Below are 19,788 nucleotides of genomic sequence, written 5' to 3'. Positions count from 1 at the left end.
CGCCGGTCCGCCGGTCCGCCGGTCCGCCGGTCCGCCGGTCCGCCGGTCCGCCGGTCCGCCGGTCCGCCGGTCCGCCGGTCCGCCGGTCCGCCGGTCGGCCGGGGCTCACCCGTACGCCGCACACCACCCGGCCGCAAGCCACCCGTACGCCGCACTTCACCTGGCCGGAAGCGCGGGTGCGGGTTTCCCTGGGCTCGACCGCCGAGGAGGTACGGTGCCGGACAACGGGAACCAGGACGAGCTGGCCGCGCTGCGGGCCAGGGTGGCCGCGCTGGAGGGCGAAGCAGCCGGCCGTCCTCGCCGACACCGCGGCCGCTCCTTCCTCGCGGCCGTTCTGATCGTGCTCGGTTGTCTGCTCGCCCCGCTGGGGATCGTCGCCGCCTGGACCGCCGACATCGTCGGCGACACCGACCGCTACGTCTCCACGGTCGCGCCCCTCGCCTCCGACCAGGACGTCCAGGAGGCGGTCGCCGACCGGGTGACGAACGCGGTCATGCAGCACCTCGACCTGAACGCCCTCCTCGAAGGCGTCGCCCCCGACCAGCGCCCCCTGCTCGCCAAGGCGCTCGGGCGGCTGGGCGACTCCCTGGAGGGCGCCGTCCGCAGCTTCGTCCACGAGAAGGCCCAGGACGTCGTCGCCTCGGACGCCTTCGAGACCCTCTGGACGGACGCCAACCGGGCCGTCCACTCCTCGGTCGTGCACGCCCTGACCGGCAGCGACGAGGGGGCCCTGCAGATCCGCGGCGACACGGTGACGGTCGATCTCGCCCCGGTGATCGAACAGGTCAAGAAGCGGCTCGTCGACTCCGGACTCACCGTCGCCGGCAAGATCCCCGACGTCCACACCGATTTCACCGTCGTGCGGTCCGACGACATCGGCAAGGTCAAGACCGGGTTCCGGCTCCTCCAGGTCATGGGCCTCTGGCTGCCGGTCCTCGCCGTCCTCCTGGCCGCCGCCGGGATCCTGCTCTCCGCACACCGCCGCCGCGCCCTCGTCGCGTCGGCCCTCGGATTCGCCGTCGCGGCCCTGGTGCTCGGCATCGCGCTCACCGTCTTCCGCACCGTCTACCTCAACGCCTTGCCCGGGACCGTCTCCCAGCCCGCGGCCGGTTCGGTCTACGACGCGCTGGTCCACTTCCTGCGCGTCACGATCCGCGCGGTCGTCGTCCTCGGAGTGGTGCTCGCCCTGGCCGCCTGGCTCAGCGGTCCCGGCCGCCCCGCCGTCGTCACGCGCCGCATGTGGCGCTCCGGCATCGCGGGCACCCGCGCCACGGCGGCGCGCGCCGGTCTGCGCACGGGACCGGTGGGACCGTTCGTCCGACGCCACCGGGCGTGGATCACCTGGATCCTGGTGGCGGCCGCCGCCGTCGTGTACGTCCTGTGGGACGACCCGACCGGCTGGGTCGTCGTCGGCCTGGCCCTCGCCCTGCTCCTCGCCCTCTCCGTGGTCGAGTTCCTGGCGGACGACGAGCAGGGCGCGGATGAGGAGGTGGGCACCCGGGCGTGACCGCGCGTTCCCCGGGGTTCACGTCGGCTTGGCGGCGGCGCGCTTCCGCTTGGTGGGCGTCGCGGTCCTGCCGCGCCGCGCGCGTCCGGCGTCGGGGGCGTCCGCGGCCGGGGACTGCTCCTCGGCCGTACCCGCGTCGGCGGAGGCGGTTCTCGCGCGCCGGCCCGTCGCCCACTTCAGCTCGATCTCCAGCTCGATCGTTCCGTCACCGACCTCGACCTCCACCTCCTGGGTGACCTCGTCGGGAATCCGCAGACCGAGCACTCCCGAGCCGAGCCTGACCTCGGCCTCGCCGCCCTCCCTGAGGGCGTCGGCGATGGCCGTGAGCCGGTCCGCCGCTTCGTGTCGGGACACCCTGTCGCTCAGTTCGAACGTCAGATCCTTCATGACTCACTCGCCTCCGGGGTGCGGCCGGGTCACCGGACGTCGCGGGGAGCGTCGGACGCGCGCCCCTGCGCGACGCACAGGGCCCAGATGATGAAGCCGGACATCGCGATCACGATGACGGACCAGACCGGGTAGTACGGCAGGGAGAGGAAGTTGGCGATGATGACGAGCGCCGCGATGGCCACGCCGACGACCCGTGCCCAGGTCGCCGACCGGAGGAGTCCGACGGCGACGATCACGGCGACCACGCCGAGGGCGAGATGGACCCAGCCCCAGCCGGTGAGGTCGAAGGAGAAGACGTAGTTGGGCGTGGTGAGGAAGACGTCGTCCTCGGCGATCGCCATGATGCCGCGGAAGATGCCGAGCAGTCCCGCGAGGGCGAGCATGACGGCGGCGAAGGCCTGCAGTCCTTCGGCCCAGGCGTACTTCGTCGTGTGGGCGCGGGGGGTCTGCGGCGTGTGGTGGGCGTGCGTGGCGGCCATGTCGGCCTCCGTTCCTCGGTGGGTCGGGTCGCCGGCCCGTGCCCGGTCGGCGACGGATGGCGCTCAGACGGTGCCGGAAGAGCCGGAAGGGCCGGAGGAGCCGTGGCCGCTCAGGACGAGCTCCTTGGCCTGACGGAACTCCTCGTCGGTGAGGTCGCCGCGCGTGCGGAGTTCGGAGAGCCGGGCGAGTTCGTCGGCCCGCCCCGCGGCGCTGGTACCCGCGGTCTCGCGGACGTACGAGTCGAAGGCCTGCTGCTGCTTGCGGGCGTGGTCGATCTCCCGGCGGCCCATGGACTTGCCGCGGGCGAGGATGTAGACGAACGCGCCCAGGAAGGGCAGCACGATGACGAACACCAGCCAGCCGGTCTTGCCCCAGCCGCCCAGGCTGTCGTCGCGGAAGATGTCACCGATGATCCTGAAGAGCACGATGAACCACATGATCCACAGGAAGAACCACAGCATGCTCCAGAAGACGCTCAACAACGGGTAGTCGTAGGCGAGGACGATCTGCGTGCCCATCTCTCTGCTCCGATCCGGGGTGGTCCCGCGTCTCACCGCGGGCTTCCTCCAGCGTGTGCGTGCTCGCCGCGCGGGGCTTCACCCGGTACGGGTGAGAGCGCGTGCTCGCGGGGCGGCGGGTCATTCCGGCAGACGGCGCACTTCGACCATGTGCAGGCCCAGCGACTGGAGGCGGGCGAGCAGGCCGTAGAGGTGCGCCTCGTCGACGAGGGGGCCGTACAGGACGGTCTGGCCGGAGATCAGCACGTGCTCCAGCTCGGGGAAGGCACTGGTCAAGGTCTCCGACATGTGCCCGTCGACGCGGATCTCGTACTGCATCAGGACTCTCCCCCAGGTGCTTGCGCTGGGCCGGTTCATGTCCTTCCTGTGATGGTCGGTCGTCGGCCCGCCCCCCGTCCTCACCCGGCACAGGTGACCTGACCGGACGGGTGCGGGCCGGCGACCGCCGTGCCGACGGGAGCGCCCGGGGGCGACCCGCCCCGGACGGATGCGCCGGTTCCCCGACGGAAGCGGCTTAACTGGACGCATGACAGGCCGCGACAGGCCGCACAGGCACCTGCCCGGCGGAGATTCCCTGAACCGGCGGCGCAAGGCGGCCGCCCGGCGCCTCTGGGACAGCCGGGCGGGAGCGCTGTGGCTCCGGCTCTCCGCGCTCGACTTCCTCGACAACTCCTTCCAGCTCGCCGCGCTCTCGTTCATGTGCTTCTTCCCCTTCCTCATCGTCGTCACGGCCGCGGCCGGCCGTGACGCCGCCGTGACGGTCGCCCGCTGGCTGGGCCTGGACCATCAGGCGGCCCAGGCCGTGGCCTCGCTCTTCGTGGAGGGCGAGGGCTCGGCCTCGCTCACGGTGACGAGCGTCGGCGTGCTGGTGTTCGGCGCCGTGGCCGTCGCCGGCACCCTGCAGGGCTGGTACCAGCGGCTCTTCGAGGTCCCGCGCCGCGGCTGGCGGGACATCCCGGCACAGCTGTGCTGGCTCGCGCTCCTGCTGGGCTACGGAGCCGCGCAGGCCCTGACGGGCAGGGCGCTCGACGAGCCGGTCCTGCGGGGCCTGGCCGGCCTCGCCACGGCGACGCTGTTCTGGTGGGTGACGATGTGCGTGCTGCTCGTTCCCGCCGTGCGGTGGCGCTCCGTCCTGCCGGCGGCCGTCGCCACGGCGCTGTGCTGGACGGGTCTGGGCTTCTTCTCGGCCCGCTTCTTCTCCGCGGCGATCGTGGAGAACAGCGAGAAGTACGGCCCCATCGGCGTCGTCATGATCATTCTGTCCTGGCTGGTGGCGGTGGGGGTGGTCATCCACCTCGGAGCGGTCCTCGGCCGCTTCTTCCTGGAACACCGGTCCCGGGCCCGTCGCTGACCCCGGCGGCTCAGGGCCGCGTCCTGCCGTCACGGAGCGCGCGCCGGGGAGCGGCCCCGGCCCGCCCCGGCACGTCGGGCAGGGGAGCGGAAAGGCTGGGATGCTGGACGAGGGCGCGTACCCCCGACCCGCTTCTGACCTGACACGTCCCCGGCCGCGGCGTCCTGCCGGTCCCCGGCCCCGACGGACAGCGAGGGTGAGCTCCGTGGACGAGACCCCCGACAACGCTCCGGAACCGGCCGGTCCGTACACCGACCCCCTGGGGGACGCGTTCCTCCGTACGCGGTTCGCGGTGCCGGCGAGACCGGCCACGTACCTGCGGCGGCAGCGGCTCGTCCGGCACCTCGACCAGGCTCTTCGGACGCCCTTGACGCTGGTCAACGGAGCCGCGGGCGCGGGCAAGACCCTGCTGGCCGCCGACTGGGCCGCCGGCCTGCGGCAGCCGGTCGCCTGGCTCACCGCCGAGGCGGGCGACCGGCACCCCGGCGAGTTCTGGGCGTACGTCCTGGAGGCCCTGCGCGCGGCCGGTGCGCCGGTCTCCGAGGCGGCCGGGATCCCGGCACGGGCGGCGCGGGTGGACCACCGGCTGCTGGCGGCGCTCGCCGTCGCTCTGAACGAACGGCAGCGGCCCGTGGTCGTCGTGATCGACGAGTACGACCGGGTGACCGCTCCCGAGATCGCGGAACAGCTGGAGTTCGTCCTGCGTCACGCCGGGCAGGGCCTGCGCCTGGTCCTCGTCTCCCGCACCGAGCCCCTGCTGCCCCTGCACCGCTACCGGGCGGCGGGCGAGGTGACGGAGATCCGCGCGGCGGAGCTGGCCTTCACCCCCGAGGAGGCCGTCGCCCTGCTCGAACTGCACGGCCTGAGCCTGCCCGTCCACGCCGGGCGCGCCCTGGTGGACCGCACCCGGGGCTGGGCTGCCGGCCTGCGCCTGTGCGCCCTGGCGGCGCGGGAGAGCGACGATCCGGAGGCCTACCTGAAGGAGTTCGAGGCGGGCCACAGCACGGTCGCGGACTTCCTGCTGGCGGAGGTGCTCAAACGGCAGACGCCGGAGACGCAGGACCTGCTGCTGCGGGTGAGCGTCCTGGAGCGTTTCCGTCCCGCCCTGGCGGATGCGCTGACCGGCAGGGCCGACGCCGAGCGCCTCCTCGTCGAGCTGCACCGCCAGAACGCGTTCGTCGAGGACCTCGGCCACGGGTGGTACCGGCTCCATCCGCTGTTCGGGGAGATACTCCGGGCCCATCTGCGGGTCAGCACGCCCGGCCTGGAACCGGAACTCCACCGACGGGCCGCGCACTGGCTGCGCCGCTCCGGGTCCCTGACGGAAGCGCTCGCCCACGGCGCCGCCGCGGGCGACTGGAGCCTGACCGCCGGCACCCTCGTCGACGACCTCGCCATCGGGCAGCTCTTCACCGGCGTGCGCCCGGACGACCTCGACCGGTTGTTCTCCGGGATGGACCCCGAGGCCGGCGGCCCCGCGACGCACCTCGTCCGAGCGGCCCGCGACCTGTCCCGGTGCGATGTGGAGCGTGGTCTGTCCCACCTGCGCCGCGCCGAGGAACAGTTGGCCGACGACGCCCCGGACGGGGCGGCCGCACGGCTGAGCTGTGCGCTGCTCGAGGCCCTGGCGGCGCGGCTGACCGGCTCTCCCGAGCGGGCGGAGAAGGCCGTGGAGGCGGCCGGCCGGCTCCGGCGGGAGGTCCCGGACCACCTTCTGGACAGGCATCCCGAGGTCACCGCGCTCCTGCTGACGCACCTGGGCTCCACGCACCTGTGGGCCGGGCGCCTCGACGACGCGCGGGCCGCCCTGACCACGGTGACCGGCGCTCACGGCGGGGCGTCGACCGTCCTCCCCCGTCAGGAGTCGATGGGGTTCCTCGCGCTGATCGACTACCTGAACGGCTGGCCCGGCAGGGCGGAGCGCAAGGCGCTCGCCGGGGCCTCCGAGGCGGAGCGGTTCGGTCTGCCCCCACCGGGGACCTCCGCCCTCGGGCTGGTGGTGCTGGCCGCCGTGGCCGTCGACCACGACGAGCTGGGCCGGGCCCAGGCCCTCCTCGACGAGGCGGCCCGGCTGCCCGGCGCGGCGCACGATCCGGTGACGGCGGCGGGACGGGCCATCGCCGAGGGCCGTCTGCTGCTGGTCCGCGGCCACCCCCGGGCCGCCGTCGAGGCGGCGGACCCGGCCGTCTCCACCGTCGTGTCCTCCCCCTGGGCCGCCGCCCACGAGGCGCTGGTGGCCGCCGGGGCGCACCTGGCCGAGCGTCGGCCGGACAGGGCCGCCGAAGTGCTCGAAGGCGTGTCCGGGGACCAGCCCGCGTGTGCGGTGGAGGCCGCGCGGATGCTGCTCGCCGCGGACCGTCCGGAAGCGGCCCTCGACCTGCTCGACAGCATCGGCACCGGTGCCCGGACCGGCCCGGCGGTGACCGTCGGGGCGGGGCTCGCCCGGGCGCAGGCCGCGCAGGCGGCGGGCGACGTCGCCGGCGCCCGCCGGCTCGTCGGGCGAGCGCTCCTCGACGCCCGGCGCGAACGCCTGCGGAGACCGTTCCTCGACGCCCGGCCGTGGATCCGGCCCCTGCTGTCGGCCGCGCCCCTCCACGAGCTGGCCGCCGGCTGGCTCACGCCCGGCCCGTCGCGGGGCGACGCACCGCACCCGGCCGGCGCGCCACCGTCCGAGGCCGGAGCGCCGCCGCCCGTGCTCGGCGCGGAGGAGCTGAGCGGGCGCGAGCGCGACGTTCTGGAGCGGCTGGCCCGGATGATGTCGACCGAGGAGATCGCCGCCGACCTGTACGTCTCCGCGAACACGGTGAAGACCCACCTCAAGAGCGTCTACCGAAAGCTGGCGGTGAACCGGCGCAACGCGGCGGTACGCCGCGCGCGCGAGCTCGGACTGCTGTGAGCCGACGGATCGCGCGTCACCGGCCCGGGTCCGCCGCGCGGGGGCGAGCCCCGTGGACCCGCCGCCGGCGCGGGCCCGTTCACGGACGGCCGGACCCACCGGCTCGGCCTCACCCGCACGGGGTGAGGCCGTCCGGCCCGGCCCCTCGCCGTCGCCCCGCCGGGCGGCCCACGGTCCGACGGGACCTAGGGCCCGTCCCCGCCCAGTTCGGCCCAGACGGTCTTGCCGCCGTCGGTGTGGCGGACGCCCCAGTTGTCCGCGAGGGAGGCGCAGATCAGGAGGCCTCGGCCGCCCTCGTCGACGGCCTTGGCGTGGCGGAGGTGGGGCGCGGCCTGGCCGGCGTCGCTCACCTCGCAGGTCAGGGACGGGCTGTCGGCGATGAGGCGGAGGACGACCGGGGCGGCGCCGTGGCGGAGGGCGTTGGTGACGAGTTCGCTGGCGACGAGCGCCACCGCGAACGGGTCGGCGGGGTGGCCCCACCGCCGGAGCCGCTCCTCGACGTGGGCCCGTGCCTCCCCGACGGCGGACAGGTCGTACGGGACCTCCCACTCGGCGAGTTCGTCCGTGGACAGGTGGCGGGTGCGGGCGACGAGCAGGACCCGGTCGGGGGTGAGGAGCCGTTCCACGTCGTCGGCCATCGCCTCCGGGTCGCGTTCCGGGTGGGCGAGGGCCGCCATGAGGTCCTCCGTCCGGGGTTCCTCGCCGCCGGACGCCAGACAGAGGGTGCTGCCCTCGGGCAGGTGGAGCGTCGCGCTGGCGAACGGCGGGCCCTCGGCGCCCAGCAGGGGCCCGTCGTCGAGCGGCCGGGTGTCCGCCGTCCCGTCGGGGTGGACCACGACGAGCAGGGAGGCGCCCGCGCGCGCGATGTCGAGCCGCCCGTCGACGGGGTCGTGGACGACGATCGTGCAGCCGGCGGTGGGGTGGGCGTCGGGGGGCGGCGCGTCGGGCACGTCAGGCGTGGCGGAGGGCGGCACGTCGAGGGCCGTCGTCCCGCCCTCCGCGGCGAGCCGGAGGGTCGTCGCGTGGAGGCGGGCGAGCAGTTCGTGCGGGTCGAGGTCGAGCGTGGTCAGGCTGTGGACGGCGGTCCGCAGCCTGCTCATGGTGGCGACGGCGCCCGGCCCCGGGGACTCCACCTGTCCCACGACGAGGGCCACGCGCGCCCCCGGCAGGGGGATCACGTCGCACCAGGAACCGGCGCCGCTGCCGCCGGGCCGGTGGCGACCGGTCACGTCGACGGCGCTCTGGGTGGCCTCCTCCTTGGGCGGCGGCCAGCTCTGCAGGGCGGTCATGACGATGTGCTCGCGGGTGTACCGGAGCGCGTTCTCCAGACAGTTCGCGGTACGGGACGCGAGGGCCCCGGCGAGGGCGCGGTCCTCGGGTCCGTACGGCTCCGCGTCGACGAAGCGCTGGAAGGCGACCGCGCCGAAGATCTGCCCGCGCACGGTCAGCGGCACCACGAGACGCGTCGTCCGCTCGTCGTTCGTCGCCGGCGGGGGGAGCGGGCCGGCGGGCGCCGGTTCCCCGTCCCCGAAGATCCCCGGCAGCAGTACGGCACCGGCCGGCGGGCACTCCGGTCCGGTCGCCGGGCCGCCGGTGGCGGTGCAGCGCAGCAGCGGGACCGTGTCCCGGGACTGGAGGGCCGGGTCGTGCCCCCGGAGGACGGCGTCGGTGAGGGCGACCACGACGGAGTCGGCGAACGCCGGCACGGTCACGTCGACGAGCTCGCGCGCGGTGCGTTCCACGTCGAGGCCGGTGCCGATCCGCTCGTGCGCCTCGTGCAGGAGCCGCAGGCGGGCGTGGGCCTGCTCGCGGTCGGTGACGTCGGTGACGGTCACGACCACGCCGAGCACCCGGCCCGCGTCGTCCTGGAGCCGGTGGGCGGAGGCCGAGTAGACGCGTTCGGTGTGTTCGGCGCCGGGCGGGCGGCCGGTGACGCGCCGCTCGGTCGTGGAGCGGCCCGTCTCGAGGACCTCGCGCAGGACGGCCTCGTCGACGTGCACGCCGGCGAAGGAGGCGTAGGCCTCGACGGCGGGCATGCCGAGCATGCGGTCGGCGGGGATGCCGTGGAGTCCGGCGGCGACGGCGTTCATCCGGACGACGCGCAGGTCCGTGTCGAGGACGTGGAACCCGACGTCGGACTGGGTGAACACCGCGTCCAGGACGGCGTCGCCCCACGCGGTCTCGGCGCTCCAGGGCTCGGCCGCCCCGGGCGGCGGGGGCGTGCCCGCCGGATCCTGCCCACCGTCCGTGTCCACTCGTCGTCGCTCCCGCCGGAAGTGCCCGGCCGCGCCTCAGCCGGTCCCGACGAGCCTCCCCCGGATCGCGCCGCCCCGCGAACGGAACCGGAAGGGGTTCCGCCGTCCGACGGAGCCGGTCACGCCTTCGCCGGGCCGTGGCCGAAGAAGCCGCTCCCGGTCCGGGGGGGAGGACCGTCCGGATCGGCCGGGCAGCCCGAGCCGCACAGCACCGGCGTCTCCTCCGCGCCGGTCGGGCACGGGGCCCGGCGGCGCTGGAAGTCCGTGGTCCGGGGCGCGGGCCGGCGTTCGCCCGGCCGGGGGCCTCCCGCGTCCCGGCCACGTGGACGGGCGGTTCCGGGCACGGCCCGGGAGCGGGGCTCCCCCGGAGGCGTGGGTACAGTCGGAAATCGGACGAGCCGGGGCGAAGGAGGCCGACGGAGCATGGCGGTGGACGAACTCGACATGCGGATCCTGCGGCTGCTCATCGAGCAGCCGAGGACCAGCGTGCGCGAGTACGCGCGGATCCTGGGGGTGGCGCGGGGCACCGTGCAGGCGAGGATCGACCGCCTGGAGCGGGACGGGGTGATCACGGCGACCGGGCCGGTCCTCTCCCCCGCCGCGCTGGGGCACCCGGTGCTCGCCTTCGTGCACGTCGAGGTGACGCAGGGCCACCTGGACGAGGTGGGCGACGCGCTCGCGGGCGTGCCGGAGATCGTGGAGGCCTTCTCCATCACCGGCGGCGGTGACCTCCTGACCCGGGTGGTGGCGCGGGACGCCGGGCATCTGGAGGACGTCATCCAGCGGTTGATCCAGTTGCCCGGGGTGGTCCGCACCCGCACCGAGATCGCGCTGCGGGAGCGGGTGGCGCACCGGCTGCTGCCGCTGGTCGAGGCGGTCGGACGGCGCTCGGGCACGGCCTGAACCGCCGCGCTCCCCGGACGGTCCGCCCCGTGGGCCGACAGCCGTCGCGCGTCGGCCGTCCCCGCCTTGCAGGGGGGATTCCGTACGGCCTAGCGTGACCGGCATGCAGTCCTACACCATCGGTCAGGCGGCGCGCCTGCTGGGCGTCAGCCCCGACACGGCACGCCGCTGGGCCGACGCGGGCCGGGTCACGACCCACCGCGACGAGAACGGCCGGCGTCTCATCGACGGCCGCGATCTGGCCGCCTTCTCCGTCGAGGTCGGGCAGGGCGCCGTCGGCGACGAGGAGGCGCCGTACACCTCGGCCCGCAACTCCTTCCCCGGCATCGTGACCGCCGTCAAGCTCGGCGACGTCGCCGCCCAGGTCGAGATCCAGGCCGGTCCGCACCGGATCGTCTCGCTGCTCACCCGCGAGGCGGTGGAGGAGCTGGGCCTGGAGGTCGGCATGCAGGCCACCGCCCGCGTGAAGTCGACCAGCGTGCACATCGACCGGACCTGACCGGCGCCGGGCCCGACGCCGGGCCCGTCCCCCGGCGCCGACGGCCGGACCGGGCGAGGGCGTCCGCGGACGCGGGGCGGTGGGGCCCGCGAGCACCGGCAGGGACGTTCGAGGCGCCCGGCAAGGAGGCTCGCGGGCACCCGGCAGGGAGCCGGCGGGGAGGTCCGCAAGCACCCGGCGGGGATATGCGCGGGCGTCGGGGCGAGCCCCTGTGGCAGGGTGCGACGGTCCCGTCCCCGTACGATCCGGAGCGTCCCGTGCCCCTGCCCGAGCGGCTCGTCCCCCTCCTCGACCAGTTCGACTTCGCCCGGCGGCGGCTCACCGACCGGCTGGCGGGACCGGTGATGGACAGCGGCAACGGGACGGAGGTCGAGGTCGGTCCGATGACCGACGCGGAGTACCTCTGGGAGCCGGTGCCCGGCTGCTGGTCCGTCCGGCGGCACGCCGACGGCCCGGGGCCGCGCGCGACCGTCCTGGTGGGCGCCGGCGAGTGGGGCCGGGACACGACGCCTCCGCCGCATCCCGCGCCGCCGCCGTTCACGACGATCGCCTGGCGGCTGAGCCACCTCTCCGAGATGCTCGCGCTCCGCGCCGACCACACGAACGGCGGCCGCCGCCTGAACCGCGACGACTTCCCCGTCAGCGGGGACGTCGCCACCGCCCTGCCGGCCTTCGACGCCGCCGCGTCCGCGTGGCGCGGGGCGTTGCTGTCCGTCGACGACGAGGCGCTCGACACGGTGGGCCACTGCACCTACCCGCACGGCAGCGACCCCGAGGACCCCTTCCTGGAGATCGTCTGGTGGGTGAACCAGGAGCTGCTGCACCACGGGGCCGAGATCGCCCTCCTCCGCGACCTGTACCGGCTCCGCGCGTAGCGGGGTTCAGCGGACGGTGCGGGCGAGGAGCATCGCCACGTCGTCCTGGGCGGGGCCCGCGAGGAGCCGTCCGAGGACGTCGTCGCACAGCGTGTCCAGCGGCCGGTCCAGGGGGCGCAGCGCCTCGGCGAGCTGCCGCATGCCCTGGTCGAGGTCGCGGTGCCGGGCCTCGATGAGGCCGTCCGTGTAGAGGACGAGGAGTCCGCCTCCGGGCAGGACGACCTCCTCCGTGCCGAAGTCGTGCGCTCCGGTGCCCAGCGGGGTCCCGGGGGGTCCGTCGAGGAAGGTGATGGCGCCGTCCGGGGTGGCGACGGCCGGTGGCGGATGGCCGGCGCGGGCGATGACCCAGCCGCTGGTGGCCGGGTCGTGGACCGCGTAGACGCAGGTCGCCATCTCGTCCTCGCCGAGGTCGGCCACGACGGCGTCCAGGGAGCTGAGCATGCGGGCCGGTGCGATGTCGTGGCGGGCCAGGGTCCTCACGGCGGTGCGCAGTTGGCCCATGACGGCGGCGGCGTGGATGCCGTGGCCCATGACGTCGCCGATGACGAGGCCCGTCCGGCCGCCGGGCAGCGCGATGACGTCGAACCAGTCGCCGCCGACGTCGTGGGAGCTGGCGGGGAGGTAGCGGCCGGTGAGTTCGAGGCCGGTGACGGCGGGGAGCGCGTTGTTGGTGAGGCTGCGCTGCAGGGTGAGGGCGGCCTCGCGCTGGGTGGTGTAGAGGCGGGCGTTGTCGATGTTGAGGGCGGCGCGGGCGACGACCTCGTCGATGAGGACGCGGTCCTGCGTGTCGAAGGGCTCGCGGGTCTTCAGCCGGGTCACCGTGACCGCCCCGAGCACCTGTCCCCGGGCCACCAGGGGGACGAGCCGGGCCGAGCCGATGCGGGTGGCGAAGTAGGTGCGCAGGGCCTCGGTGCGCGGGTCGGTGAAGAGCGCCGGGATGTCGGACGTGTAGAGGTTCGTGGGCCGTCCGTGGATGACCACCTGCTCGTACACGGAGTCGAGGGGGATCTGGAAGGTCTGCCCCGGGGCGAGGAGGGCCGTGGGCGCGGTCGGGTCGGGGAAACGGGCCGCGAGCCGCCGCAGCACGCCCCGGGTGGAGTCGGCCGGATCGTCCGGTTCGAGGACGGACTCCAGCATCTGCACGTCGGCCGAGTCGACGAGCTGGGGCACGAGGAAGTCGACGACCTCCTGGGCGGTCTGCTTCAGGTCCAGGGTGGTGCCGATCCGGGCGCCGGCCTCGGCGAGCAGGGCGAAGCGGTGGCGGGCGCGCTCGACCTCGATGTGCGCCTCCTGGCTCTCGGTGATGTCGACGAGGGAGGCGATGAGCCCGAGCGACCGCCGTTCGGCGCGGTCGACGAGCGGGGCGTACGAGCAGGACCAGATGTGGTCCCGGTCGGGGTCGGCGGGGGTACGGCCGACCCGGCGGGCGTCCACCACGGCCGTACCGCTCTCCATGGCCTGGCGCATGAGCGATTCCAGCCCGGCGGCGTTGACGTCGGGCACGACCTCGGTGAGCCGGTGGCCCACGTGCCGGGCGGCCGACACGCCGTTCATCCGCGCCAGGGCGTCGTTGACGCGCAGGAAGCGCAGGTCGGGGCCGAGCAGGGCGAGCCCGATGGGCGACTGGGTGAAGAGGCTCTCCATCGCCGCCAGGTTCTCCCGCATCCGCAGGACCTCGGAGGTCTCCACCGCGATGAGCATCGCCCCCGGGCGTCCCTCCGGGTCGGCGGCCGGGACGATCCACATCTCCATGGTGACCGTGTGGCCGTCGCGGTGCCGGACGGGCAGCGTGCCGACCATGGTCTCGCCCGACCGGACGCGGTCGGTGAGCCGCTCGGCGAGTTCGCGGTTGGCGTCGGGGACGAGCAGCGGGGCGGCGAGCCTGCCGAGGGCGTGCTCCGGCCGGTGGCCGAGGAGGTCCTGCGCGGCGAGGGACCACTCGACGATGCGGCCCTCGGCGTCCTCCCGCCAGAGGGCGATCGGCAGCAGCTCGCGGAGCACGCCCGCGTCCCCGACGGCCGCCCGGGGCGGCTGCGGGACCCTGCTCGACGACTGATGAGTCTCCAACGCCTCGACCTACGCATCGGCCCGGCCCCGGGGGGCGCAATCCCTACCGAATCACCCTAGCCGAGGAGCCGACGGCGGGCCCTGCGCAGTGCCGCCGGTCGGTACGCCCCCGGGGCGTCGCCGTCACCTGCGGCGACCACGCCCCGTCGGCCTCACCCCCATCGGCCTCACCCCCGCTCGCCGGGCGCCGGGCGCCGGCCTCCGACCGCCTCCTGCCGGTGTTCGGCTCGGCGTTCGACCGCCTGCGCCGCTGGGTCCGCATGCTCTGCCCGCACCGGGCGGATGCCCACCGGCGCCTGCGCGGTTGCCGGGCTCTCCCGGGTCGTTCGGACCAGGCCCCCGTGTCCGCGTCGGTCGGCCGACGGCTAGGCCGCGACCGGGCGGACGCCCCCGCAGAACACCAGGTTCTGCGGAGCGGGGGTGGTGTGCGCCGTACGGGCGAAGGCCAGGCGCAGGAGGGGGGAGACGGACAGGACGTGGTCGCCGTCGCGTATCACGGGGCGGAGCATGTGGAACGCCACCAGGTGCTCCACCATGTGCTCCACCGCCGACACCGAGCGGCGCAGGGAGCGGGCCAGGTGGGCCACCGTGATGTCGGCGCGGCCCGCGCGGCCGATCTCGTAGAGCATCTCCCGCGCGCCGCCCGGCAGACGCTCGGCGGAGTCGACCAGGTAGCGGCGCACGTCCAGGTGGGGGCCGCTCAGCTCCTCGAGACGGCGCTGCTCGTCGCCCAGCCGGGCGGCGAAGTCCGCCAGGCTGTGGCCGGGCCAGGCGGTGATCCGGCTGCCGATCGCGCGGATGACGGTCGGCACCCCCTCGCACTGGTGCACGATGGCGGCCGCCGCGGCGGGCTCCCGCGCGACCCTGCCGTCGCCGAGCACCTGCGCGAGCAGCATGGTGCCGTCGGCCGGCGCCAGCGACTCCAGGGCGACGGAGGTCACCGTGCCGGGCAGCCCCGGCAGCCGGCAGCGCGAGGTGACGATCACCGCGTTCTCGGGGCCGGCCGGGAGCAGGGGCCGGATCTGGCTCGCGCACGCCGCGTCGTCGAGCAGCAGCAGGAAGCGCCGGCCGGCCGCCCAGCCACGGAACAGGCGGGAGAGTTCGCCGGTCTCCTCCGGCAGGGTGTGGCGTTCGTAGCCGACGGCGGCCAGGAGGCCCTTGAGCGCCTCGGCCGGGTGCTGGGCCGTGCCGTCCTCCAGGTGCAGGCCCACCTTGAGCTGCCCGTCCGGGAAGTGCCTGCGCAGCCGGTGGGCCGCCTGGAGGGCCAGTTCGGTCTTGCCCACGCCGGGGGCGCCGGTCACCGTGACGATCCGGACCGTCGAGGGCGCGCAGGGCTGTCGCAGGCCGCGTTCGACGCGGTCCAGGTCGTCCCCTCGGCCCACGAAGTCCACGATGGCCGGGGGAAGCTGGAAAGGCGCCCCGATGCCCCCGACCTCGCCGGCGCCACCGGGCCCCCTGCCCCGCCGGTCCGCCGGGTGCTTTCCTTCGCGCCCCGACAGCGCCCGGCTCTGCAGCTCCTGCAGCCGGAGCGAGGGTTCGAGGCCCAGCTGCTCGGCCATGGCGCGGCGCAGCCGGGCGTACGCGGCCAGGGCCTCGCCCTGCTGTCCGCAGCGATTGGCCACCATCATCAGCTGGGCGCAGAACTCTTCGTTGATCGGGTGGTCGTAGGTGAGGTCCCGGATCTCCTCCAGGAGCGCCTGTCCGCCGCCGAGGGCGAGGGCGGCGGCGTTGCGCTGTTCGAGGGCCTGGATCCGGAGGTCCTCCAGCTTGGCCGCCTGCGCGGCGAGGACGGGACCGGTCTCCAGGTCCTCCAGGGCCGTGCCGCGCCACAGCGCCAGACCGCTGCGGAGCGCCGCCGCGCCCTCGCTGGCCCGGCCCCGCACGAGGGCGTCCCGGCCCTCGCGCACCAGGAGCTTGAAGTCGCGCACGTCGAGGCGGCAGCCCCGCAGGAGCAGGCGGTAGCCGTGCGGGTGGGTCTCCACCGGGTTCCGTCTCCTGCCGGAGTCCTCGTCGTCGCTCAGCGCCTTGCGGAGTTGGTAGATGTAGGTCTGCACGGTCTTGCGAGCTCTCAGGGGCGGCCGTTCACCCCATAATTCGTCGATGAACTGTTCCGTGGGGACCACGCGGTCCGCGTGGATCAGCAACAGGGCGAGCACCCGGCGGGCCATGGGTGCGGTGGGCGTCCGCAGCTCGCCGTTCACCCGTATCTCCATCGGCCCGAGTAACGAAAAGTCCAGCATCGCGACATCCCTACCTGTGATCGGATCCGGTCGTACGACGAGCAGTCCGCTGTATCGCCCTCCCTGTTGGGGCGGGCGAAACCGGCTACGGAGCCGGGGCCGGGGTGGTGTGTGCCGGGCTCCTGCGAGGGTCCGGTCCGCCCCCCCGGTGGCCGCCCGTCGCACGAACATCATGTTCTCTCAGGACGGCCCCCGGGGACGACGCACACGGGGCCGCTGGCCGGAAGCGCACAGCGAGTGGCGGGATGGCTCCCGTCCCGCTTCCGGCCCGTTCGCCGGGCCCGGCGAACGGGCCCGGCGAACGGGCCCGGTCACTTCTCAGTCCTCGGCCCGGATCGACAGCGCGTGCCGGAAGACGTCACGCGGGTCCCAGACCCGCTTGACCGCGCGGAGCCGCTCGGTGTTGCCCCGGAAGTACAGCTCCTCCCACGGCACTCCGGAGGCGTTCCACTCCGGGTCGGCCAGGTCGGTGTCGGGGAAGTTCACGTAACAGCCGTCGTGCTCGGATCCGGGCGCCGGCACGCCGCCGGTCTTGGCGTACAGGTCGCGGAACAGGCGCCGCATCCAGTCCAGGTTGGCCGCGTCGAGGTCCTCGTCCTGCCAGGTGTTCATGAAGAACGCCTGCACCACGGAGTCCCGCTGGGCGGAGGCGGTGGCGTCGGGGGCGACGGCGTTGATGCGGCCGCCGTACGACTGGAGCGCCACCAGGCTGCTGTCGTTGTCGTGGTCCACGCCGTCCAGGTAGTCGTACAGCGTCTCGATCTGGCTCGTCCCGTAACCGCGGCGCAGGAAGGCCGACTTGACCTTCTGGCGGCCGACCTCCGCGTCCTGGGACTGGGCGAGGGCCTTCTTGGCGTCGAGCCAGGACAGCTCCTCGGTGGGCAGCACGACCACGAAGTCGCCGACGCCCGCGGTGATCTCGGCGACGTGGGCGTTCAGGAGCCTCTCTGCGTCCGGGAGTCCGGCGTCCAGGTGGGCGAAGGCCACGGCCCCCATGCCGGGGTCGCCCTGGCGGGGGCGGCCGAGCAGAACCAGGCCGGAGAAGAGGGAGGCGTACGGGGAGTCCGGCTCGCTGTTGGTCTCGTGCCAGCGGCCGAAGTTGCCGACCAGGGTGCAGAAGGCCTCACGGTCCAGGGACTCCCGGTTGAACAGGACGGTGGCGACGAGCACCGAGGCCGGGGGCTGCGGCAGCGCCGTGCGGGGGTCCTCGCCCGTGGCGCCGGGCGAGCGGAACCAGTAGCGGGTCACGACGCCGAAGCCGCCGCCACCGCCGGTGTGGGCCCACCACAGGTCGTGGTGCGGGTCCTCCGGGTCGCGGGTGGCCACGACCGCGCGGACCTCGCCGTCGGCGTCGACCACGACGACCTCCACGGCCCACAGGTGGTCGGCGGCGAGTCCGTCACGGCGGCTCAGCGAGCCGAATCCGCCGCCGACGACGTGGCCGCCGAGGCCGACGGTCGCGCTGTCGCCGGCCGGTAAGGTCACGCCCCAGCCCTCGTACAGCGTCCGGTACAGCTCGGCCAGCCGGACACCGGGCTCGACGGCGAACGCCCCTCGTTCGGCGTCGAAGGACACGTCGCTCATCCCGCCCAGGTCGATGACGACCTGTACGGCCGGGTCGCCGACGGTGTTCTCGTACCCGTGGCCGCCGCTGCGCACGGCGATCCGCTTCCCGTCGCGCACCGCGTCGCGTACCGCCGCCACGACCTGTTCGGTGGTGGTGGCGAGCCGGAACTCCTCCGGCCGGGCGATGAAGCGCTGGTTGAGGCCGCGCTCGGAGAGGTCCTGGTATCCGTCGTCACCGGGGCGGATCACACCTGCGGTCGGTGGGGTGTTCTCGGTCATGCCGTTCCTTACGTTGCTCGCGGGACGGGTGAGGAGGGGGAGGGGGAGGCGCGGGCGGCGGTGTGCAGCCCGTCCCCCGCCGGGGGGACGGACACGGGGGACGGGCCGTCTCATGGGGTGCCGACGACCGGCGGGCGGTGCCGGGCGGACGGCTCAGGCGGTGGTGTCGGCCGTGGAGCCGGAGTCGGTCTCGGTGCGCTTCGTTCCGGCCACCACGAACAGGGCGAGGAGGGCCATCCCGGCGCCGATCCACAGCACGCTCGTCGTGGAGAGGCCGTCGACCGCCAGGCCGCCGAACAGGGCGCCGAGCGCGATCGACAGGTTGAACGTGGAGACGTACAGCGAGGACGCGGCCTCCGTCGCGTCCGGCGCGGCGTCGAGGATCCAGGTCTGGAAGGTGACCGGCACCGCGCCGTAGCCCAGGCCCCACAGGACCATCGTCGCGCCCGCGGTGAGCGGGGTGTTGCCGACGAGGACGAGCAGCACCATGGCCGCGGTGAGCACCAGGGAGATGCCCATGACGGTCTGTCGGAGCCGCTTGACCACGAGGGCGCCGGCGATGAAGTTGCCGCAGATGCCGGCGACGCCGAAGGTCAGCAGCAGGACGCCGATCAGGTTGTCGGCGACGCCGTCGTCCTGGAGGATCGGCCGGACGAACGTGTAGGCCAGGAAGTGGCCCGTGATGACGAGGAAGGTGAGGGCGATGCCGGCGCGGACGCCGGAGTTGCCCCTGAACACCTTCGGCAGGTCGGCGAAGGTGATGGTGCGCTCCGCCGGCACCTTCGGCATCAGGATGACCATGCAGGTCAGGGAGATCAGGCCGAGGACGCCCACGGCGCCGAAGGCGGTGCGCCAGCTGCTGAGGTCACCGATGAACGTGCCGGTGGGGACGCCCAGGACGGACGCGGTCTCGACGCCGCCGAAGATGACGGCGGTGGCCCGGGCGACGTGCCGCTCCGGCACCAGCCGCAGCGCGATGCCGCCGGCCAGGGACCAGAAGCCGCCGACGCTGATGCCGATCAGGAAGCGGGCGACCAGGACCACGGCGAAGCTGGTCGCGAAGGCGGAGGCGAGGTTGGCCAGGCCGACGATGCCGATCAGGACGGCGAGGACGAGCCGGCGGTCGATCTTCCCGGTGGCCACGGTGACCAGGGGCGCCGACGCGGCGGCGACCAGGCCGGGGACGGTGACCATCAGGCCCGCGGTGCCCTCGGAGACGTCGAGGGCGGAACCGATCGGGGTGAGCAGACCCACGGGCAGCAGCTCGGAGGTCATCAGCGAGAAGATGCCGAGGGTCACCGCCAGGACGGCGAGCCAGCCCTTGACGGGCGACGGCTCTCTGGTGGTGGGGGTGTGCGTGTCGAGGGTGGTCATGCTGTACGAGCCCCTTTGTGAGGAAGGCGGTCCCGAGCAGGGCGGCCCGCACCCCGCCACGGGCGGTGGTGCCGGGGCCGACCACCGCCCGTGAACCGGATGGGTTCCGTTACTCGGTACCGGGCGTCTTGCGCGTGGAGACGTTCATGCGGTTCCACGCGTTGGTGGTGAAGATCAGCGCGATGAGCTGGGCCAGCTCCTTCTCCTCGAAGTGCTCGGCGGCCTCGGCGTAGACCTCGTCCGACACGCCCTCCGGCAGGAGGGTGACGGCCTCGGTCAGCGCCAGGGCGGCGCGCTCCTTCGCGGTGAAGAGGCTCGACTCCTCCCAGGCGGTGAGCTGGTAGATGCGCTCCTCCGTCTCGCCGCCCTTGCGGGCGTCGGAGGTGTGGTAATCGATGCAGTAGGCACAGCGGTTGATCTGCGAGGCGCGGATCTGCACCAGCTCGAGGAGGACGGGGTCGAGTCCCTCGCGGGCGGCGGAGTCCAGGGCGAGGACCGCCTTGAAGACCTTGGGGGCGACGGTGGAGAAATTCATGCGCTGAGGTACCTGGAACGTGGTCATGGAACGACCTTAAGCAGTGAATAGAC

At 74.3% G+C, this 19,788-nt stretch carries 16 protein-coding genes; 6 read left to right on the top strand and 10 right to left on the bottom strand.

What is annotated here, in order from left to right; genetic code table 11:
• Positions 1–214 precede the first annotated feature (214 nt).
• A complete protein-coding gene (locus ACZ66Z_RS18385) occupies positions 215–1,507 on the top strand; it encodes a hypothetical protein (protein WP_469935110.1) in 1,293 nt (430 codons plus the stop codon).
• A gap of 18 nt (positions 1,508–1,525) precedes the next feature.
• On the opposite strand, the gene ACZ66Z_RS18380 is transcribed toward ACZ66Z_RS18385, so the two are convergent.
• The 4 genes from ACZ66Z_RS18380 to ACZ66Z_RS18365 form a co-directional block, all read right to left on the bottom strand.
• Positions 1,526–1,894 (bottom strand): amphi-Trp domain-containing protein, encoded by a 369-nt coding sequence (locus tag ACZ66Z_RS18380; protein ID WP_469935108.1) that lies wholly within the window; start codon positions 1,892–1,894, stop codon positions 1,526–1,528.
• A 29-nt stretch (positions 1,895–1,923) separates the two neighbouring features.
• The gene (locus ACZ66Z_RS18375) at positions 1,924–2,376 is read right to left on the bottom strand and encodes a DUF7144 family membrane protein (RefSeq protein ID WP_469935106.1); all 453 of its coding nucleotides are present in this window, start codon (positions 2,374–2,376) and stop codon (positions 1,924–1,926) included.
• 63 nt (positions 2,377–2,439) lie between these two features.
• Entirely contained in the window at positions 2,440–2,895 is a 456-nt protein-coding gene (locus ACZ66Z_RS18370; RefSeq protein WP_469935104.1) for an SHOCT domain-containing protein, read from the bottom strand.
• A 120-nt stretch (positions 2,896–3,015) separates the two neighbouring features.
• Entirely contained in the window at positions 3,016–3,213 is a 198-nt protein-coding gene (locus ACZ66Z_RS18365) for a hypothetical protein (protein WP_469935102.1), read from the bottom strand.
• 208 nt (positions 3,214–3,421) lie between these two features.
• Here ACZ66Z_RS18365 and ACZ66Z_RS18360 point away from each other — a divergent pair, with 208 nt between their 5' ends.
• Together ACZ66Z_RS18360 and ACZ66Z_RS18355 are read left to right on the top strand one after the other, a co-directional pair.
• Positions 3,422–4,246 (top strand): YhjD/YihY/BrkB family envelope integrity protein, encoded by an 825-nt coding sequence (locus ACZ66Z_RS18360; RefSeq protein ID WP_469935100.1) that lies wholly within the window; start codon positions 3,422–3,424, stop codon positions 4,244–4,246.
• Positions 4,247–4,451: 205 nt separating this feature from the next.
• Complete coding sequence (locus ACZ66Z_RS18355) at positions 4,452–7,142, top strand: winged helix-turn-helix domain-containing protein (RefSeq protein WP_469935098.1); 2,691 nt, start codon at positions 4,452–4,454, stop codon at positions 7,140–7,142.
• A 185-nt stretch (positions 7,143–7,327) separates the two neighbouring features.
• On the opposite strand, the gene ACZ66Z_RS18350 is transcribed toward ACZ66Z_RS18355, so the two are convergent.
• On the bottom strand, positions 7,328–9,397 hold the full coding sequence (locus ACZ66Z_RS18350) for a SpoIIE family protein phosphatase (RefSeq protein ID WP_469935096.1): 2,070 nt from the start codon (positions 9,395–9,397) through the stop codon (positions 7,328–7,330).
• A 423-nt stretch (positions 9,398–9,820) separates the two neighbouring features.
• Between ACZ66Z_RS18350 and ACZ66Z_RS18345 the strand changes: the two genes are divergently transcribed.
• The 3 genes from ACZ66Z_RS18345 (at position 9,821) to ACZ66Z_RS18335 (ending at position 11,674) form a co-directional block, all read left to right on the top strand.
• Complete coding sequence (locus tag ACZ66Z_RS18345) at positions 9,821–10,300, top strand: Lrp/AsnC family transcriptional regulator (protein ID WP_469935094.1); 480 nt, start codon at positions 9,821–9,823, stop codon at positions 10,298–10,300.
• A gap of 103 nt (positions 10,301–10,403) precedes the next feature.
• Positions 10,404–10,799 (top strand): TOBE domain-containing protein, encoded by a 396-nt coding sequence (locus tag ACZ66Z_RS18340; protein WP_469935092.1) that lies wholly within the window; start codon positions 10,404–10,406, stop codon positions 10,797–10,799.
• 257 nt (positions 10,800–11,056) lie between these two features.
• Positions 11,057–11,674: a DinB family protein gene (locus ACZ66Z_RS18335; RefSeq protein WP_469935090.1), complete on the top strand. Its 618-nt coding sequence runs from the start codon at positions 11,057–11,059 to the stop codon at positions 11,672–11,674.
• A gap of 6 nt (positions 11,675–11,680) precedes the next feature.
• Here the strand turns inward: ACZ66Z_RS18335 and ACZ66Z_RS18330 are convergent, their stop codons facing one another.
• The 5 genes from ACZ66Z_RS18330 to ACZ66Z_RS18310 all read right to left on the bottom strand — a co-directional run bounded on the left by ACZ66Z_RS18330 (position 11,681) and on the right by ACZ66Z_RS18310 (position 19,762).
• Entirely contained in the window at positions 11,681–13,741 is a 2,061-nt protein-coding gene (locus ACZ66Z_RS18330; RefSeq protein WP_469935088.1) for a SpoIIE family protein phosphatase, read from the bottom strand.
• A 365-nt stretch (positions 13,742–14,106) separates the two neighbouring features.
• Positions 14,107–15,954 carry an AfsR/SARP family transcriptional regulator gene (locus tag ACZ66Z_RS18325; RefSeq protein ID WP_469935086.1) on the bottom strand — a complete coding sequence of 616 codons (1,848 nt, stop codon included), beginning with the start codon at positions 15,952–15,954 and terminating at the stop codon, positions 14,107–14,109.
• Between the two features lie 345 nt (positions 15,955–16,299).
• Positions 16,300–17,826, bottom strand: coding sequence for an FAD-binding oxidoreductase (locus tag ACZ66Z_RS18320; RefSeq protein WP_469935084.1), 1,527 nt, complete (start codon positions 17,824–17,826; stop codon positions 16,300–16,302).
• A 153-nt stretch (positions 17,827–17,979) separates the two neighbouring features.
• Complete coding sequence (locus tag ACZ66Z_RS18315) at positions 17,980–19,200, bottom strand: MFS transporter (protein WP_469935082.1); 1,221 nt, start codon at positions 19,198–19,200, stop codon at positions 17,980–17,982.
• A gap of 109 nt (positions 19,201–19,309) precedes the next feature.
• Positions 19,310–19,762, bottom strand: coding sequence for a carboxymuconolactone decarboxylase family protein (locus tag ACZ66Z_RS18310; protein WP_399114083.1), 453 nt, complete (start codon positions 19,760–19,762; stop codon positions 19,310–19,312).
• Between the last annotated feature and the right edge of the window lie 26 nt (positions 19,763–19,788).

The organism is Streptomyces sp. NPDC107498, assembly GCF_055582805.1.
The sequence above is the reverse complement of the archived record's forward strand: the minus strand, read 5'-3'. Positions and strand labels throughout refer to the sequence as shown.

Bases quoted from the DNA above. Each gene is read 5' to 3' on its own strand.
- ACZ66Z_RS18345 (WP_469935094.1), top strand. From the start codon at position 9,821: ATGGCGGTGGACGAACTCGACATGCGGATCCTGCGGCTGCTCATCGAG.
- ACZ66Z_RS18365 (WP_469935102.1), bottom strand. From the start codon at position 3,213: ATGCAGTACGAGATCCGCGTCGACGGGCACATGTCGGAGACCTTGACC.
- ACZ66Z_RS18340 (WP_469935092.1), top strand. From the start codon at position 10,404: ATGCAGTCCTACACCATCGGTCAGGCGGCGCGCCTGCTGGGCGTCAGC.
- ACZ66Z_RS18370 (WP_469935104.1), bottom strand. From the start codon at position 2,895: ATGGGCACGCAGATCGTCCTCGCCTACGACTACCCGTTGTTGAGCGTC.
- ACZ66Z_RS18315 (WP_469935082.1), bottom strand. From the start codon at position 19,200: ATGACCACCCTCGACACGCACACCCCCACCACCAGAGAGCCGTCGCCC.
- ACZ66Z_RS18360 (WP_469935100.1), top strand. From the start codon at position 3,422: ATGACAGGCCGCGACAGGCCGCACAGGCACCTGCCCGGCGGAGATTCC.
- ACZ66Z_RS18380 (WP_469935108.1), bottom strand. From the start codon at position 1,894: ATGAAGGATCTGACGTTCGAACTGAGCGACAGGGTGTCCCGACACGAA.
- ACZ66Z_RS18375 (WP_469935106.1), bottom strand. From the start codon at position 2,376: ATGGCCGCCACGCACGCCCACCACACGCCGCAGACCCCCCGCGCCCAC.
- ACZ66Z_RS18320 (WP_469935084.1), bottom strand. From the start codon at position 17,826: ATGACCGAGAACACCCCACCGACCGCAGGTGTGATCCGCCCCGGTGAC.
- ACZ66Z_RS18310 (WP_399114083.1), bottom strand. From the start codon at position 19,762: ATGACCACGTTCCAGGTACCTCAGCGCATGAATTTCTCCACCGTCGCC.
- ACZ66Z_RS18325 (WP_469935086.1), bottom strand. From the start codon at position 15,954: ATGGAGATACGGGTGAACGGCGAGCTGCGGACGCCCACCGCACCCATG.